Genomic DNA, 15459 nt, shown 5'->3' on the forward strand with positions numbered 1-15459 from the left:
ACGTCAGGCGGCGGGCGGGCCGTCCAACTCCACGAAGCCCCCCGGAATGGGGCCTGTCGCGCGGTGCAGCTCCAGGACGATGTCCGGCGGGTAGGCCGCTTTGAGAGCGCGCTGGTAGCGCAGGTGGAGCGCGTCGTAGCTGCCCCGCTTGAGGCGCAGGATGCTCCAACCCGCCGCAGCGGCTACCAATGCACCGAGCACGCCCAGGGTGAGCGCGGCCTGGGAGACCACGGCGGCCAGGACGGCGGCCACCGCCACCACGGCGACGAGCCAGCCCGTGCGGAGCGCCTTCCCCAGGCGGAGGTACCTCGCCAGCTCTTCGGAGGTGAGGGCCCGCGCGGCCTCCTCGTGAGCGCGCTGCTCCTCCTCGTCGGAGCCCTCCGTCTGGTTGAGGTGGACGCGGACGCGATACCAGGAGGGCTCGACATGGAACCGGTCCCCGGCGGACGTGATCTGTGGGCGCGGACTGCGAAAGTCCTCGCACCCACCAGCCATCGCGGTTCCCGATCCGAGGTGGAGTCCCAGCTCGTTCCCGACCGTGTCGAACCGTTGCCCGGGCGACGGGACGAACGGCTCATCGACGTGGATCTGGAGGAGGTAGCGGCCGTCCGCGCTGGTGTCGATGACGAGCACCTCGCCGCGCGCGGCGCTCTCCTTGAGCGCCTTTCCCTCGATGGCACGCTTCGCCAAGGGGAGTCCGGCGTCCCAGACTCCCACGCAGGCGATGTCCGTCCCCGCGTGGATTCGGTGCTGGGCCATGGGTGGGACTATCGCCTCAGGTCGTGGCCGTCATCCAGCGCGTCAGGTCCTCGCGCACGGCGGCCAGCACCGGCGGTCCGTGCGTGCGGATGAAGAAGTGGCCTCCCTCGAAGTGGCGGAGGCGCACGTCGGCGGTGGACTCCGCGCGCCAGTGCTCCATCACGTCCAGGCCCACGTGCTTGTCCCCCTTGCCCGCGTACACGGACAGCGGGATGTCCAGCGGGGCCGTGTCCTTGCCGTTCTCCGACCAGGCCAGCGCGAAGTCCGCTCGCAGCGTGGGGAGGATGAGCTCCAGCAGCTCCTTGTGCTGGAGGACCTCCTCCGGCGTGCCGTCGTACTCGCGCAGCTTCGCGATGAACCCCGCATCATCCAGCGTGTGGATGGGCTCCCGGTCGTTGTGCGACGGCGGGGGCGCCGCCGCGGCGATGAAGCCCAGCGGCTTCGGACCACCCTGGCGCTTCAGCGTCCGGGCCACCTCCAGGCCGATGCGCGCCCCCATGCTGTAGCCGAACAGCGCGAAGGGCCGGTCCATCAGCGGCGTCAGCGCCGGCATCAGCACGTCCATCAGCTCCGGCATGGACTTGAGCGCGGGCTCCATCAGGCGCCGCTCGCGCCCGGGCAGCTGCACCGCGCACAGCTCCACGCCCGTGGGCAGCGCCATGCCCCAGGACTGGTAGATGGCCGCGCTCCCGCCGGCGAACGGCAGGCAGAACAGGCGCAGGCGCGGCTCCGGGAGCGGCTTGCGGGACGGGAACCAACGGTCGAGGACGGGAGGGGTTGCGCTTGCCATGGCGCGGCCGTCTATACCATGCGCCCCCCTCACGGAAACCGCCTCCCGCACACCGCGTGGGGGCCCCGGGCACGCACCGGGAGTGGGGCCGTGAAACATCCATCCCAGCAGGTCCTCCGGCCATGTTTCATCGCCCCCTCCGGCATGTCGCATCCGGCGTGTCTCACACTCGCGGAAGCGGAAACCTTCACGGCCACGGTTGGGCGTGGGAAGGGTTGTGGTAGCTTGCCTGACCGTGAGCTACGAGCTTTCACATCTTGAGGCGCTGGAAGCCGAGTCCATCTTCATCATCCGGGAAGTCGCGGCGGAGCTGGACCGGCCGGTGCTGCTCTTCTCCGGTGGGAAGGACTCCGCGGTGATGTTGCACCTGGCGGTCAAGGCCTTCTGGCCCGCACCGCTGCCGTTTCCGCTGATGCACGTGGACACGGGGCACAACTTCCCGGAGGTCATCCAGTATCGCGATGAACGGGTGGCGGAACTGGGCGCGCGGCTCATCGTCGCGTCCGTGCAGGAGGCCATCGACGCGGGGAAGCTGACGGAGGAGAAGGGTCCTCGCGCATCCCGCAACCGCCTGCAGACGCAGCCGCTGCTGGAGGCCATCGAGAAGAACGGCTTCAACGCCGTCTTCGGCGGCGCCCGGCGCGACGAGGAGAAGGCCCGCGCGAAGGAGCGCGTGTATTCCTTCCGCGACGAGTTCGGCCAGTGGGACCCGAAGAACCAGCGGCCGGAGCTGTGGTCGCTCTACAACGGCCGCCACCGCCGCGGTGAGCACCTGCGCGTGTTCCCCCTGTCCAACTGGACCGAGCTGGACATCTGGCAGTACATCGGCCGGGAGAACGTGGCGCTGCCGTCCATCTACTACACGCACCGGCGCGAGGTGTTCCGCCGGGACGGCATGCTGATGGCCTGGTCGCCCTTCATGTCCATGATTCCCGGCGAGACGGTGACGACGGAGACGGTGCGCTTCCGCACCGTGGGCGACATGACGTGCACCGCGTGCGTGCCGTCCACCGCGTCCACGGTGGCGCAGGTCATCGATGAGGTGACGGCCTCCCGCGTGACGGAGCGTGGCGCCAGCCGCGCGGACGACAAGTTCTCTGAGACGGCGATGGAAGACCGCAAGCGCGAGGGATACTTCTAGTGGAACTGCTGAGATTCGCGACCGCAGGCTCCGTGGATGACGGCAAGAGCACCCTCATCGGGCGGCTGTTGTACGACACGAAGTCCATCCTCGAGGACCAGCTCGCCGCGGTGGAGCGCACGAGCCAGGCCCGGGGCGACGAGTACGTCAACCTGGCGCTGCTCCTGGACGGCCTGAAGGCCGAGCGCGAGCAGGGCATCACCATCGACGTGGCGTACCGCTACTTCTCCACGGCGAAGCGCAAGTTCATCATCGCGGACACGCCCGGACACCTGCAGTACACGCGCAACATGGTGACGGGCGCGTCCACGGCGGACCTGGCGCTCATCCTGGTGGACGCGCGCAAGGGCGTGCTGGAGCAGACGCGGCGCCACGCGTTCATCGCGTCGCTGCTGCGCGTGCCGCACCTGGTGCTGTGCGTGAACAAGATGGACCTGGTGGACTACGACCAGGGCGTCTTCGACCGCATCCGGGAGGAGTTCCGCCAGTTCTCCATGAAGCTGGACGTGTCCGACCTGTCGTTCATCCCCATCTCCGCGCTGGGCGGGGACAACGTGGTGACGCGCTCGGAGAAGATGTCCTGGTACCAGGGCCCCACGCTCCTGCACCACCTGGAGAACGTGCACATCGCGTCCGACCGGGACCTCATCCACCTGCGCTTCCCCGTGCAGGGCGTCATCCGGCCCGCGTCCGCGAAGAAGTTCCACGACTACCGCGCGTACTCCGGGCAGCTGCTGGGCGGCGTGATGCGCCCGGGCGACGAGGTGATGGTGATGCCGTCCGGCTTCACCACGCGCATCAAGGCGCTGGAGCTGGCCGGCAAGCCGCTGACGGAGGCGTTCCCGCCCATGTCGGTGAACGTGTCGCTGGAGGAGGAGCTGGACATCAGCCGCGGCGACATGCTGTGCCGCCCGGGCAACCCGCCCACCGCGAGCCAGGACATCGACGCGATGGTGTGCTGGCTGTCGGACTCGACGCAGCTCAACAGCGGCTCGCGTCTGGCCATCAAGCACACCACCCGCATGGCGCGCGCCATGGTGAAGCAGCTGCACTACCGGCTGGACGTCAACACGCTGCATCGCGACGACCAGAGCCCCGGCTTGAAGCTCAACGAGGTGGGCCGGGTGACGCTGCGCACGACGGTGCCGCTCTTCTTCGACGAGTACCGGCGCAACCGCAGCACCGGCAGCTTCATCCTCGTGGACGAGGGCACCAACGCCACCGTGGGCGCGGGGATGATCAACGGTCCCGCGGTGGACAGGTAGGGGAGTGGCGATGCAACAGCGTCCGGGCTTCATCCTCTGGTTCACTGGCATGTCCGGCGCGGGCAAGAGCACGCTGTCCGCCGCGGTGGCACGGCAGCTGTCGCCCGTGCAGCGCGTGGAGCTGCTCGACGGGGACGAGGTGCGCACGTACCTCTCCCGCGGCCTGGGCTTCAGCCGCGCGGACCGCGAGGAGAACGTCCGGCGCATCGGCTACGTGGCGCGCGTGCTGGCGAAGCACGAAGTGGGCGTCATCACCGCCGCCATCTCGCCGTACAAGAACTCCCGGGACGAGGTGCGCGCCCTGGCCACCCAGGCCGGCATCCCGTTCCTGGAGTGCTACGTCCAGGCCAGCCTGGACGCGCTCATCGCCCGCGACGTGAAGGGGCTCTACAAGAAGGCCCTGGCCGGGGAGATTCCGCACTTCACCGGCGTGTCGGACCCGTACGAGCCGCCCGAGTCCCCGGAAATCACCGTCCGCTCCGACGCGGAGACGGTGGATGCGGGGCTGGAGCGCATCCTCGACACGCTGCGCGACCGGGGGCTCCTGGCTCCGGCCGCGAGCGCCGCTTAAGGCAAGGGCCCGCCGCCCCGGCTGAATCCGCCGGGGCGGTTCGCGCGCGTCCTTTTCGGCTAGGCTTGCGACCCTGGAGGGGGTCTGAAGGCCGTGCCGATGCTCGTCTACAACCCTGGGCAACCGGATGAGCTGTCCTACCCATTGGGGGACGTGCCCATCACCATTGGCCGCGCGGACGACCAGGGCATCTGCATTCCCCACCGCAGCCTGTCGCGCCAGCACGCCCGCATCGAGTCCTCCGACGGGCGCTTCTTCGTCACCGACCTGCAGAGCAAGAACGGCACGTTCGTCAACGGCGTGCAGATCCGCCGCAAGGAGCTGCGCCCCGGCGACACGCTGACGCTGGGCGACCTCGTCTTCCTGCTCACCCACGAAGCACCACCGGCCGCACCCGCGGGCCCGCCCGGCTCGGCGTCCGGCGCGCCCGACGAACCCCGTCCCCAGCTCACGCGCGCGCTCACCCGCGTGCCGCTGAAGACGCTGGTGAAGGCGGTGTCCGGTTCGGAGAAGTCCGCGGTGGAGGCCCCCAGCACGGCCACGCGCGCCCGCGAGCGGATGCGCATCCTCCAGGAGGTGGCGAAGCTCTTGTCCGTCACGGACGACCTGGAGGCGCTGCCCGGGAGGGTGCTGGACCTGGCGTTTCAAATCCTCCACGTGGAGCGGGGCGTCATCCTGCTCATGGACGAGGGCACGGGGAAGCTGGAGCCGCGCGTGACGAAGACGGCCGAGGGCACGGCCGTGCGCGGACCCATCTACAGCCAGAACATCGTGGACTTCGTGCTGCGCCGGAGCGTGGCGGCGCTCTTCTCCGACGCGGTGAATGATCCGCGCCTGGGCGCTGCGGAGTCCGTCATCTTCAGCTCCATCCGCGCCTCCATGTGCGTGCCGCTCAAGCCCCGCGACGAGGTGCTGGGCGTGCTCTACGTGGACAACGTCTCCACGCCCAAGAGCTTCTCCGAGGACGACCTGGAGTTCCTCGTCGCGTTCGCGGGGCAGGCGGCGCTCGCGCTGGAGAACGCGAGGCTCTACCGCCGCATCGAGCAGGAGACGGTGCAGCGCATGCAGCTCATCATGGACGCGAAGCTGGCCTCGCTCGCGGCGCTGGTGGGCGGCATGGCGCACGAGCTGCGCAACCCGCTCAACTTCATCAGCAACTTCGCCGGCCTCTCCGTGGGCCTCACGGAGGACCTGGCCAGCGTGCTGGAGCCGCAGCGCGAACGGCTGACGGTGGGCTCCGCGAGCGACGTGGATGAAGCGCTCGCGTGCCTGCGCACCAACGTGCAGAAGATCAACGAGCACGGCCGCCGCGCGGACGCGCTCATCCAGAACATGCTCCAGCACGCGCGCCGCTCGCCCGGTCCGCGCGAGCAGGTGGAGCTGAACGCGCTGGTCGCGGAGAGCGTCGCGCTGGGGCAGGGCGGCATGCGGGGCGAACCCCTGACCGTCCGCCTGGAAGCCGAGTACGACCCGGCCGTGGGACGGCTGGAGCTGAGTCGCGCGGACGTGAGCCGCGTCATCATCAACGTCGTGGACAACGCGCTCTACGCCATGCGTCAGAAGCGCCAGACGCAGGGGGCCACGTACGTGCCGGTGCTCAAGGTTCGCACCCTCGCGCGTCAGGAGCAGGTGGAGGTCCGGCTGCGCGACAACGGGCCGGGCATCCCCGTGGAGAGTGCGGGAAGAATCTTCGACCCCTTCTTCACCACGAAGCCACCAGGGCAGGGGACGGGGCTGGGGCTGTCGCTCAGCCATGACATCATCGTGCAGGGCCATCAGGGCACGTTCCGCATGGAGTCGGTGCCGGGTGAGTTCACGGAGTTCGTCATCACCCTGCCCATGCGGGGGGGACGGTCATCAATGGAGCGAGGCTCGGGAACGCGATGAAGAACCCAATGGATCCCCAGCTGTTGGAAGCCTTCCAGGGCCGGTACGAACTCCTTTCGGAGCTGGGCGAGGGCGGCTTCGGCCGCGTCTACAAGGCCCGCCAGGTGACCACCGGCCAGAACGTGGCGGTGAAGCTCCTGCGCCTGACGGACGGCGCGACGCCAGAGTCCGTGGAGCGCCGCAGCGCGCGCTTCGAGCGCGAGATGAAGCTGTGCGCGCAGATGCACCACCCGAACATCGTGCGGCTCATCGATTCAGGCCGCGCGCAGGGCGGCGCCGTCTACTCCATCTTCGAGTTCGTGCCAGGGAAGAACCTGGCGCAGGTGCTCGCGGAGGAGGGCGTGTTGGATCCGGTGGAGACGCGCCACCTGATGCTCCAGTTGCTGGATGCGCTGGCGTGCGCGCACGCGCAGAACGTGGTGCACCGCGACCTGAAGCCCGCGAACATCATGGTCGTGCCCACCGGCGCCCGTCGCAACGCGCTGGTGCTGGACTTCGGCATCGGGTCGGTGACGGACGAACTGACGCGCACGGAAGCGCAGCCGCGCATCACGTCCACCAATGAATCGCTGGGCACGCCGTCGTACGCGGCGCCGGAGCAGCTTCGCGGGCAGGCGCCCACGCCGCGTTCGGACCTGTACGCGTGGGGACTGGTGTTCCTGGAGTGCCTCACCGGCCGCCGCATCTTCGAGGGCGCCACCGTCGCGGAGGTCATCTTCCAGCAGCTCTCCTCGGAGCCGGTGCCCATTCCGCCGGCCATCGCCGCGCACCCGCTGGGCAAGCTGCTCCAGCGCGTCACCTCGAAGGACCCGTCCCAGCGCACCGTGTCCGCGGAGGTGCTGCTGCGCCAGTTGGAGGCGGTGGACGTGTCCAACCTGCCGCGCCGGCCCTCGCCCGTGCGCATCCAGCCCGCGGCGCCCAACGCCGAAACGGCGACGGTGGAGCTGTCCAGCCGCACGCCCAACGCCATGTCCACGCGCTCGCGCCGGTGGGCGGAGGGCGAGCGCCGCCAGCTGACGGTGGTGTGCTGCACGCTGTCCGCCACGCAGACGACGCCGGGGCCGGTGGACATCGAGGAGTTGGATCACGTGCTGGGCGCCCAGCAGGAGGTCTGCATCGAGATCGCCCGGCGCTACAACGGCCACATCGCCAGCGCGTTGGGCGACATCGTCCTCTTCTATTTTGGCTATCCGGCGGCGCGGGAGGACGACGCGCGGCGAGCGGCGCAGGCGGCGCTGGACATGGTGGCGGAGGTGAAGCGGCGCGGCCGTGCCATCGAGGCCGAGCGCGGCACCCGGGTGGAGATCCGCGTGGGCCTGCACACGGGCCTGGTGGTGTCGCGTGAGCAGCGGGATCCCACGCTCTCCGGCCTGGGCTTCGTGGTGGGCACCACGCCGAAGCTGGCCTTCCGCCTGTCCACGTCCGCGCCTTCGGGCGCCATCCTCGTCACGGGTGACACGCAGCAACTGGTGCGTAAGCACTTCCCGTTGGACCCCGCGCCCGCGTCCCCGAACGAGCTGTTGCCTCCGGGCCTGGAGACGTTCGTGCTCCAGGGCGCGGACGCGACGTGGAGCGGCACCGACGACGCGCTCTCGCTGGTGGGCCGTTCACGCGAGCTGGACCTGGTGCTGTCGCGCTGGGAGCAGGCGCGCTCGGGGCAGGGGCAGGCGGTGCTCATCACCGGTGAGCCGGGCATCGGCAAGTCTCGCCTCATGCGCGAGCTGGGAGACCGGCTGGGCGCGGAGCCCCATACGTGGCTGGAGTCCCGCTGCACGGAGGACAGCTCCGGCCAGGCGTATGCCCCCGTGGTGGACCTGCTCACGCGGATGCTGGACCCGAACCGCGACCTGCCGCCGGAGGGCCGGCTGACGGGCCTGGAGGCGCTGCTGTCCGGCTACAGCTTCGAGCTGCCGGAGACGCTGCCCCTGTTCGCGTCGCTGCTGTCCCTGCCGCTGCCGCCGGAGCGCTGGGCTCCGCTGGACGTGTCGCCCTTGAAGCACCGGGAGCTCACGCGCAACGCGTTCCTCGCTGCGATGGCGGAGCGCCAGCCCGTGGTTCTGGCGCTGGAGGACCTGCACTGGGCGGACCCGTCCACGCTGGAATTGCTCAAGGCGCTGGTGGAGGAGGTGTCCTCGTCGCGCCTGCTCGCCGTGTTCAGCGCGCGGCCAGAGCTGGAGCCACCCTGGGCCGCGTCGGCGGTGACGCAGGTGCAGTTGGGCGCGCTGGCTCGCGGGGAGGTGGAGCGGCTGGCCACCGCCGCCGTGGGAGGCCCGCTCTCGCCGGAGGCGTTGGAGGAGATCGCCACGCGCACGGACGGCATCCCGCTGTTCGTGGAGGAGTTGGTGCGCACGCTGCGCGAGTCCGGCGCGCTGGTGGAGCGCGAGGGCCGCTTCGCGCTGGATGCCAGCAAGGCGGGCCCCGCGGTGCCGGGCACGCTGCGCGATCTGCTCGTCGCGCGCCTGGATCGGCTGGGCCGCGCCAAGGAGACCGCGCAGATCGCCTCCGTGCTGGGCCGTGAGCTGACGCATGAGCTGCTGCGCCATGTGAGCCCGCTGACGCCCGACGCGCTGGAGGCGGACCTGGATCGGCTGGTGGGCTCGGGGCTGCTGCACCGCAAGCGCCGGCCGAAGGGGCCCGTGTACCTCTTCAAGCACGCGCTGGTGCGGGACGCGGCCTACGACTCCATGCTCAAGCGGTACCGCCAGCAGATGCATGCGAAGACGGCGGAGGCGATGGAGGCGCACTTCCAGGAACAGGTGGAGTCGCGGCCGGATCTGCTCGCGCACCACTGGGCCGCCGCGAACCTGAAGCGCAAGGCCATCATCTACGCGCAGAAGGCCGCGTTCGCCGCGCTGGTCCGCTCCGCCTACCTGGAGGCCATCCTCTTCGCTCGGCTGGGCCTGTCGTGGCTGGACGCCATCGACGACCCGGTGGAGCGCGCGCAGCTGGAGCTGAGCCTCAACGGTGTGCTCGCGCCGGCGCTGATGTCCACGCAGGGCTGGCGCTCGCAGGACCTGCGCAACGTGGCCGAGCGCTCACTGGAGCTGCTCTTCACGGTGGGAGAGAGCCCCTACGCGGCACCGACGCTGTGGGTCCTCTCCATCTTCTACCACCTGGGAGGTGACCAGCGCCGGGTGCGAGGATTGTTGGAGCGGTTGGTCGCGCTCGCGCAGCGCACCGGAGACGCGGGCCAGGAGGCGGTGGCGCTCACCATCCTCTCCAACATCGAGCTGCTGGAAGGCCGCCTGGGCGAGGCGAAGGCGAAGGCGGACCGGTGCCTGGCGCTCTTCGACCCGGTCGCGCACCGGATGCACCGCATCCTCTACGGACAGGACACGCGCGTGGGCGGCGAGTCCGTGCTGTGCCGGGGAAAGTGGCTCTTGGGCTTCCCGGACCAGGCGAAGGCGCACGGCGAGGCCGCGGTGGCGTGGGGCCGCGAGCTGAACCACGGCACCAGCATCGGCCTGTCGTTCATCTACCTGCTGTTGATTGCCCAGGAGCACGGCGACCGGACGGAGGCGCTCCAGCTCATCTCCCAGCACACGGAGCTGTCCCACCGCTACGGCCTGCTGGAGCAGTCCGTCTACGTGGGCATCCTGCGCGCATGGGCCATGAAGGACCTGGAGGCGATGCGGCGCAGCATCGCGCTTCGCGAGGCGTTCGGTACGGAGATGGATCAGCCGGCGTACTACGCCATGCTCGCGGAGCTGGAGCTGGAGCTGGGCCACGTGGAGGCGGCGCTCGCCTCCGTGGAGCGCGGACGGCAGCGCGCGCAGGCCCTGGGCGAGGCGTACCACGAGTCCAAGATGCTTCACGTCAAGGGGCGCGTACTGCTGCAGCGGGATGGAAACACTGCACTCTCCGCGGAGACGTGCTTCCGGCAGGCGGCGGAGGTGGCACACGCACAGGGCGCGCGGATGCGGGAGTTGCAGGCCGTCACCGCCCTGGCACGGGTGCTCCAGGCATCCGGGCGACAGGAAGAAGCCCGGCAACGCCTGCAAACGGTCTACAGTACCTTCTCCGAAGGATGGGGAACCCCGCCCGTCTCGGAGGCCCGCGCGCTGTTGGATGCGCTGGGAGGAGAAGGCTGACATGAGCAAGAAGAAGCCGGAGTCGAAGGTCGCGCCCGCACGGGCTCGTCCGGTGGCGCGCAAGCCCACGCGGGGTCCGGAGTCCAAGGCCTCGGTGAATGACTGGCAGGCCGTGTGGATGCGCGCCGTCGCGCTCGCGTGGAAGGAGCCCGAGTTCGAGGCGGCCCTCCAGAAGGATCCGCGCCAGGCCCTCAAGAAGCGCTTCGACTTCGACCTGCCCGCCAGCATCCACCTGAAGGTCGTCCCCTCCACCGCGAAGGACGCGGTGACGGACGGCACCTGGAAGGTGAACAACGCGGAGGTGGAGCTGCACCTGCCGAAGAAGCCGGCGGACGTGGCGGACCACGCCGTGGCGCTCTCCAGCCTCACCGACACCTACGGCCGCTCGCACTGCTGCGGCAGCCCCTGCTGCTGAACGGCGCGCGGGGCGCTCAGCGGTCCGGAGAGTCTCCTCCCGACACCGCGAAGGCGCCCACGCTGGCCTCGCCGAAGCCGTCCACGCCCGCCACGCGCTGGAAGAAGTCCGGATCGCTCCGGCCCAGCGCGTAGGGCCGCAGTCCCTGCGCGGTGGACACCAGGTAGAGCGTCTGCACCAACGCTCCCGTGTCCTGCAGCACCAGCGAGTACGCCAGCGTCTCGTACTTCCACGCGAGCCGGGGCACGCGCGCGGCCACCACCATCAACACCTCCGGCCGATCGAAGGGCTCCACCGGCGCACGGGCTTCGTCCAGCAGCGCGTGGAACTCCGGCGTGGGGCCGCTCAGCTTCTCCAGCCGGTGGCCCAGCGGGTCGTAGTGGTAGGCGCCCGGGGCCAGGCCCTGGCACTCGCCCACCATGGGGTAGAGCTCCAGCGCGTACGCCGCGCCCGCGCCGGGGTAGGGCCGGTCGGTGACTTCACCGTCCTGCGTGGTGCGCACTTCGCGCACGCGCGCGGCGCGGTAGAGCAGCTCGCCCAGCTGCTTCACGGTGAGCGGTGAAGCGCCACGGCCTCGCAGGCTGCGGCGGTCCTCCAGCACCTCCGTGAAGGAGCGGTCGCCGCCCGCGCGCAGCGCCTCCAGGTCTGGCCGGTACAGCTCCACGACCTCCTCGGTCACGGTGGGCTTGAGGGCGGGCGGGTTGGGCAGCTCTCCCCGGAAGCGGTAGGTGGCCCCGGCGCGCGTCTGGTGGCCCCAGCCGCGTGAGCGCAGGTGGAAGAGCAGGTCGTGCGGCTCCCACTGCTTGAGCGCCGTCTGCGTCTCCTCCGACGCCGGCACGTCCAGTCCGTTGGGGACCAGGATGCCCGTCTCCGCCAGCAGGCGCACCAGCTCGCGCAGCGTGAAGGACTCGATGCCGGTGTTGAACTGGTTCAGCCGCGCCAGCAGCGTGGGGCGGGCCATGTCGAAGAGCAGCGACACCACGCGCCGGTCATGCAGCGCAGCGGTGGCGTGCACCGTGGGGCAGTCCAGCACCGCGCGGCCCTCCGCCATGCGCGTGTGCGCGAAGCGTGACAGCTGCAGCGGTTGGGCCGCGTCGAACGTCGCGCGGTGGCGCAGGAACGAAGCGGACGCGGGCGTGAGCGTCAGGAGCAGGTTGCCGCGCTCCTCCACCGTCCACGACAGCAGGCCGCCGTCTCCAGCCAGGTCCAGCCAGTACCACGCGAGCGTCGTGTCCGAGCCCGCGGCGGCCGGCACCTCCGTCTCGTGGATGCCTCCGTCCGCGAGCGACTCGAAGACGGCGCGCACACCGGGGGCCAGCGGGCCCAACCGCAGTGAGCGGCCAGGGCCCTCCACGCGCGCGTCCTCCGCGTCGGGGCAACGCAGCGCCACACCTTCGGCGAGCGACAATCTCATTCGTGATGCCTCACGGTTCCACACCGTAGAACCGAGTCGGGTTTTCCCAGAGAACCTTTCGTAGACGACTTTCGGTCATCACGTCACGCAAGGACAGCATCGCACCCAGTACATCCTCGCCGTGGTCGAGATGCGGGAAGTCGCTTCCGAAAACCAATCGGTCCTCCGGGAGGTGGCGCATCATGTCAGACAAGTACGGCTCGTCCGGTTCCATGGAAACGAAGCAGTGCTGGCGCAGGTAGGTTGAAGGGAGCTGTCGGATGGTGGCGGAGACCTCTGCACCCACAGCGCGATATTCCTCATCCAAACGCCACGCCCAGTACGGCAGCCAGCCGCAGCCCGCCTCCATGGCGCCAATGCGCAGGGCCGGGTGCCGCTCCAGCACGCCGCCCTGGAGGAGCGCGAGCAGCCCCATCATCAGCTCCATGGGGTGGGCGCAGACGTGGTTGGCGAAGCGGGTGTCGAAGCGGTCCGCGCCCGCGGACGGCACGTAGACGTGGCCGCTGCCGTGGAGGACCACCGCGAGTGAGAGCTTCTCGCACTCGGACCAGAAGGGCTCGTAGGCGGCGTCCGACAGGAGCCTGCCTCCGATGGGGTTGGGGCGCACCATGACGGCGCGCCAGCCGAAGCCCGCGACGCGGCGGACCTCCGCGACCATGGCCTCCGGCTGGTGCCGGCTGATGAGTCCCACGCCACGCAGGCGCTCCGGCTGGTGCGCGCAGAAGCCATGCAGCCAGGTGTTGTAGACGGACGCGAACGCGGTGGCGACGCGGGGCTCGAGCGGGGAGAAGCCCTCCAGGAGCAACGCATAGGTGGGGAAGAGGGCCGCCATGTCCACGCCGTCGCGATCCATCTGGGCCAGGTACACGTCTGGACGCTGCAGCAGTTCATTGCGCCCCAGCTGCGCGTAGGAGCGCGCGGAGAACTCCAACCACGCCTTCTCCGGCATGTGGTTCCACAGCGGCTTGCCGTCCACTTCCGGCAGGGGCAGCACGGGCAGCAGGCCCTGGGGGCCCAGCCGCGCCAGGCGCTCCTCCAGCGTTTCTTCCGGAAGGCGTCCCAGGCGAGGCGCGTGCCGGCGCAGGCCGGGCTCCAGCTGCTCCGCCCACAGGCTCAGCGGCTCCAGGACGTGCCGGTCCGCGTCGAAGATGTGAAAGCCGTCGCGCATCCGTCAGGGTCCCCAGCTCGCGAGCTCGTCGCGCACGTCCTTGAGCAGTGCTTCCAGCAGGCCGGTGCGGCGCGCCTGGGTGCGGAGGGCCTGCTCCTCCGAGACCTCCAGCGTACCCGGATGGCCACCGCGCGCCGCCACCTCCCGGTCACACAGCTCGCGAAGGAATTCGTGGTGCTGCGGCTGGAGCGCCTGGAAGCCTTCGCCCCAGCGGGCGACGAAGTCCACCAGCACGTCGCGTGAAGCCTCCGGCACTTCGCGGCGATCCGGCAGGTCGCGGCTCAGGCGCACGAAGAGGTCCGGGAACACGTCGCGCATCGCGGTGGCGAAGCCGGGCGGGACGTAGACGGGCTGCGTGTCCGGGACGAGGTCGCCCTGGCGCTCGGTGGCCAGCACGGCGTCGAAGTCCGTGAAGAGGCGCTCATGGCGGCGGCGCTCGTTCTGGTTGCGCGCGAGGAAGAACACCGCGCGTGGCAGCATCGCCGGGGCGGTGCTGCGCACCTGAGCGAGCGTGTCCCCCAGGGCGTGGCGCTCGGACGGCGTCAGGGCCCAGGCGCCGGTGGCCTCGCGCAGGAAGCGGTCGGTGACGGCCTCCGGCCAGTGGGGCTCCTCCACCTGGGGCGGGCGCCGGATGCCGGCGATGAACCCCCGGATGCGCTCGCAGGCGGCGTCCCAGGTGGACAGCCGCTCCACCAGGTCGCGGAAGCCTTCGAGCAGCTGGGGCCGCGTCATGCCCAGGGGCATCACGTTGAGCACGATGGCGCCCCGGTCCTTCGCGTGCGCCTTGCGGGGCGTGGCGAGCCGGCCTTCCGCGCGCAGCCGCGTCCACAGCTTGGTGCCGCGCGGAGCCTGGAGCGGTGCCACCACCACCCAGGGCAGGTGCGTGCGCTGGATGTTCGCGTGCAGCGAATCGAAGACCGCGGGCGTGTCGTTGTCGAACCCGACGATGAAGCTGCCCCGGGGCCCGATGCCGTGCGCCTGGATGTGCAGTAGGTCGCCCACGAGGTCCGCGCGCACGTTCTGGTGCTTCTGCGCTTCCTTGAGCGCGCCGATGTCGAAGGACTCGATGCCCAGGACGATGGTGTAGAAGTTCGCGTCCGCCATGCCCTCCAGCAGCGCGGCGTCGCGGCTCAGGTTCATCGTCACCTGGGTGAAGAAGCGCAGCGGACGGGGCAGGGCGCGGTTGAGGGGCACGAGCCCCGCGAGCACCTCCTTCGCGTACGCCGCGTCGCCGATGAACTCGTCGTCCGCGAAGAAGACGCCCTCCGCTCCGAGCGCCGCGTGGGCGCGCACCTCGTCCAGCACGCGGTCCACCGGCTTGTGCCGCTGCTTGCGGCCGTACAGGTAGATGACGTCGCAGAACGAGCAGTCGAACGGACAGCCGCGCGTGGTCTGCACGGAGCCCCACGCGTAGCGCGGGAGGTCCGTCGCGATGGCGTCCCAGCGGGGCAGGGGGCTTTCGTTCAGCGAGGGCTTGTCGAGCTGCCGGTACTCGGGCGCGTACTCGCCCCCGAGCCAGTCCGCGAGGAAGCGCGGCCAGGTGCGCTCCGCCTCGTTGACGAAGAGGGCATCGAAGAAGCCCCGGTAGTCCTCCGGTGCGGCGGAGATGGCGGGACCGCCCGCGACCACGGTGGCGCCCAGGTCGCGGAAGTGCCCGCCCAGGAAGCGCGCTTGGTAGGTGAGGGCGGAGTACATCACCGACACGCCGACGATGTCGTAGTCCGGCAGCTCCGTGTCCGCGCGCAGCTGGCCGTGCAGTTCTTCGTCCCAGATGTCGACGGTGAAGGCGTCCGGCGTGAGCGCCGCGAGCGTCGCGCAGGCCAGCGGCGTCATCGTCGCGCGCTTCACCAGGCCGCGCTCGGGGTCGAAGTCCTCCGTCTCCCGGTCCACGTGGCGCCGGTCGGGGCCACACTGGACGAGCAGGATGCGAGGCTTGGGTTCAGGAGGAGGCGCCATCG

At 70.3% G+C, this 15459-nt stretch carries 11 protein-coding genes; 6 read left to right on the plus strand and 5 right to left on the minus strand.

What is annotated here, in order from left to right; translation table 11 throughout:
* Positions 1-3: 3 nt before the first annotated feature.
* Both GTZ93_RS09400 and GTZ93_RS09405 read right to left on the minus strand, forming a co-directional pair.
* The gene (locus tag GTZ93_RS09400) at positions 4-759 is read right to left on the minus strand and encodes a hypothetical protein (RefSeq protein WP_139918868.1); all 756 of its coding nucleotides are present in this window, start codon (positions 757-759) and stop codon (positions 4-6) included.
* Positions 760-775: 16 nt separating this feature from the next.
* Entirely contained in the window at positions 776-1549 is a 774-nt protein-coding gene (locus tag GTZ93_RS09405; protein ID WP_121759690.1) for a thioesterase II family protein, read from the minus strand.
* A gap of 235 nt (positions 1550-1784) precedes the next feature.
* Here GTZ93_RS09405 and cysD point away from each other — a divergent pair, with 235 nt between their 5' ends.
* From cysD to GTZ93_RS09435, 6 genes are all read left to right on the plus strand, one after another.
* Entirely contained in the window at positions 1785-2690 is a 906-nt protein-coding gene (gene cysD / locus GTZ93_RS09410; protein ID WP_120578874.1) for a sulfate adenylyltransferase subunit CysD, read from the plus strand.
* Complete coding sequence (locus tag GTZ93_RS09415) at positions 2690-3955, plus strand: sulfate adenylyltransferase subunit 1 (RefSeq protein ID WP_120578875.1); 1266 nt, start codon at positions 2690-2692, stop codon at positions 3953-3955. Before cysD ends, GTZ93_RS09415 begins: the two co-directional genes overlap by 1 nt.
* Positions 3956-3965: 10 nt before the next feature.
* Positions 3966-4526, plus strand: a complete 561-nt coding sequence (gene cysC, locus GTZ93_RS09420) for an adenylyl-sulfate kinase (RefSeq protein ID WP_120578876.1) — start codon at positions 3966-3968, stop codon at positions 4524-4526.
* Positions 4527-4625: 99 nt separating this feature from the next.
* Positions 4626-6413, plus strand: coding sequence for an ATP-binding protein (locus tag GTZ93_RS09425; RefSeq protein WP_139918867.1), 1788 nt, complete (start codon positions 4626-4628; stop codon positions 6411-6413).
* Positions 6414-6421: 8 nt separating this feature from the next.
* The gene (locus GTZ93_RS09430; RefSeq protein WP_261778183.1) at positions 6422-10504 is read left to right on the plus strand and encodes a TOMM system kinase/cyclase fusion protein; all 4083 of its coding nucleotides are present in this window, start codon (positions 6422-6424) and stop codon (positions 10502-10504) included.
* A gap of 1 nt (position 10505) precedes the next feature.
* Complete coding sequence (locus tag GTZ93_RS09435; RefSeq protein ID WP_161662745.1) at positions 10506-10919, plus strand: BMA_0021/BMA_0022 family TOMM bacteriocin; 414 nt, start codon at positions 10506-10508, stop codon at positions 10917-10919.
* 16 nt (positions 10920-10935) lie between these two features.
* Here the strand turns inward: GTZ93_RS09435 and GTZ93_RS09440 are convergent, their stop codons facing one another.
* Genes GTZ93_RS09440 through GTZ93_RS09450 form a run of 3 tightly spaced genes read right to left on the minus strand, consistent with a single transcriptional unit; the run spans position 10936 to position 15457 of the window.
* Complete coding sequence (locus tag GTZ93_RS09440) at positions 10936-12333, minus strand: SagB family peptide dehydrogenase (RefSeq protein WP_126933531.1); 1398 nt, start codon at positions 12331-12333, stop codon at positions 10936-10938.
* Between the two features lie 10 nt (positions 12334-12343).
* Complete coding sequence (locus GTZ93_RS09445; protein WP_139921034.1) at positions 12344-13501, minus strand: amidohydrolase family protein; 1158 nt, start codon at positions 13499-13501, stop codon at positions 12344-12346.
* Positions 13502-13504: 3 nt separating this feature from the next.
* Positions 13505-15457, minus strand: a complete 1953-nt coding sequence (locus GTZ93_RS09450) for a radical SAM protein (protein ID WP_139921032.1) — start codon at positions 15455-15457, stop codon at positions 13505-13507.
* Positions 15458-15459: the final 2 nt, after the last annotated feature.

The sequence above is a fragment of the Corallococcus exiguus genome, from assembly GCF_009909105.1.
GTDB lineage: Bacteria > Myxococcota > Myxococcia > Myxococcales > Myxococcaceae > Corallococcus > Corallococcus exiguus.

What these genes read in the sequence shown, in the direction of transcription:
- GTZ93_RS09400 (WP_139918868.1), bottom strand. Translation starts at nt 759, where the DNA reads ATGGCCCAGCACCGAATCCACGCGGGGACGGACATCGCCTGCGTGGGA.
- GTZ93_RS09405 (WP_121759690.1), bottom strand. Translation starts at nt 1,549, where the DNA reads ATGGCAAGCGCAACCCCTCCCGTCCTCGACCGTTGGTTCCCGTCCCGC.
- cysC (WP_120578876.1), top strand. Translation starts at nt 3,966, where the DNA reads ATGCAACAGCGTCCGGGCTTCATCCTCTGGTTCACTGGCATGTCCGGC.
- GTZ93_RS09425 (WP_139918867.1), top strand. Translation starts at nt 4,626, where the DNA reads ATGCTCGTCTACAACCCTGGGCAACCGGATGAGCTGTCCTACCCATTG.
- GTZ93_RS09430 (WP_261778183.1), top strand. Translation starts at nt 6,422, where the DNA reads ATGGATCCCCAGCTGTTGGAAGCCTTCCAGGGCCGGTACGAACTCCTT.
- GTZ93_RS09435 (WP_161662745.1), top strand. Translation starts at nt 10,506, where the DNA reads ATGAGCAAGAAGAAGCCGGAGTCGAAGGTCGCGCCCGCACGGGCTCGT.
- GTZ93_RS09440 (WP_126933531.1), bottom strand. Translation starts at nt 12,333, where the DNA reads ATGAGATTGTCGCTCGCCGAAGGTGTGGCGCTGCGTTGCCCCGACGCG.
- GTZ93_RS09445 (WP_139921034.1), bottom strand. Translation starts at nt 13,501, where the DNA reads ATGCGCGACGGCTTTCACATCTTCGACGCGGACCGGCACGTCCTGGAG.
- GTZ93_RS09450 (WP_139921032.1), bottom strand. Translation starts at nt 15,457, where the DNA reads ATGGCGCCTCCTCCTGAACCCAAGCCTCGCATCCTGCTCGTCCAGTGT.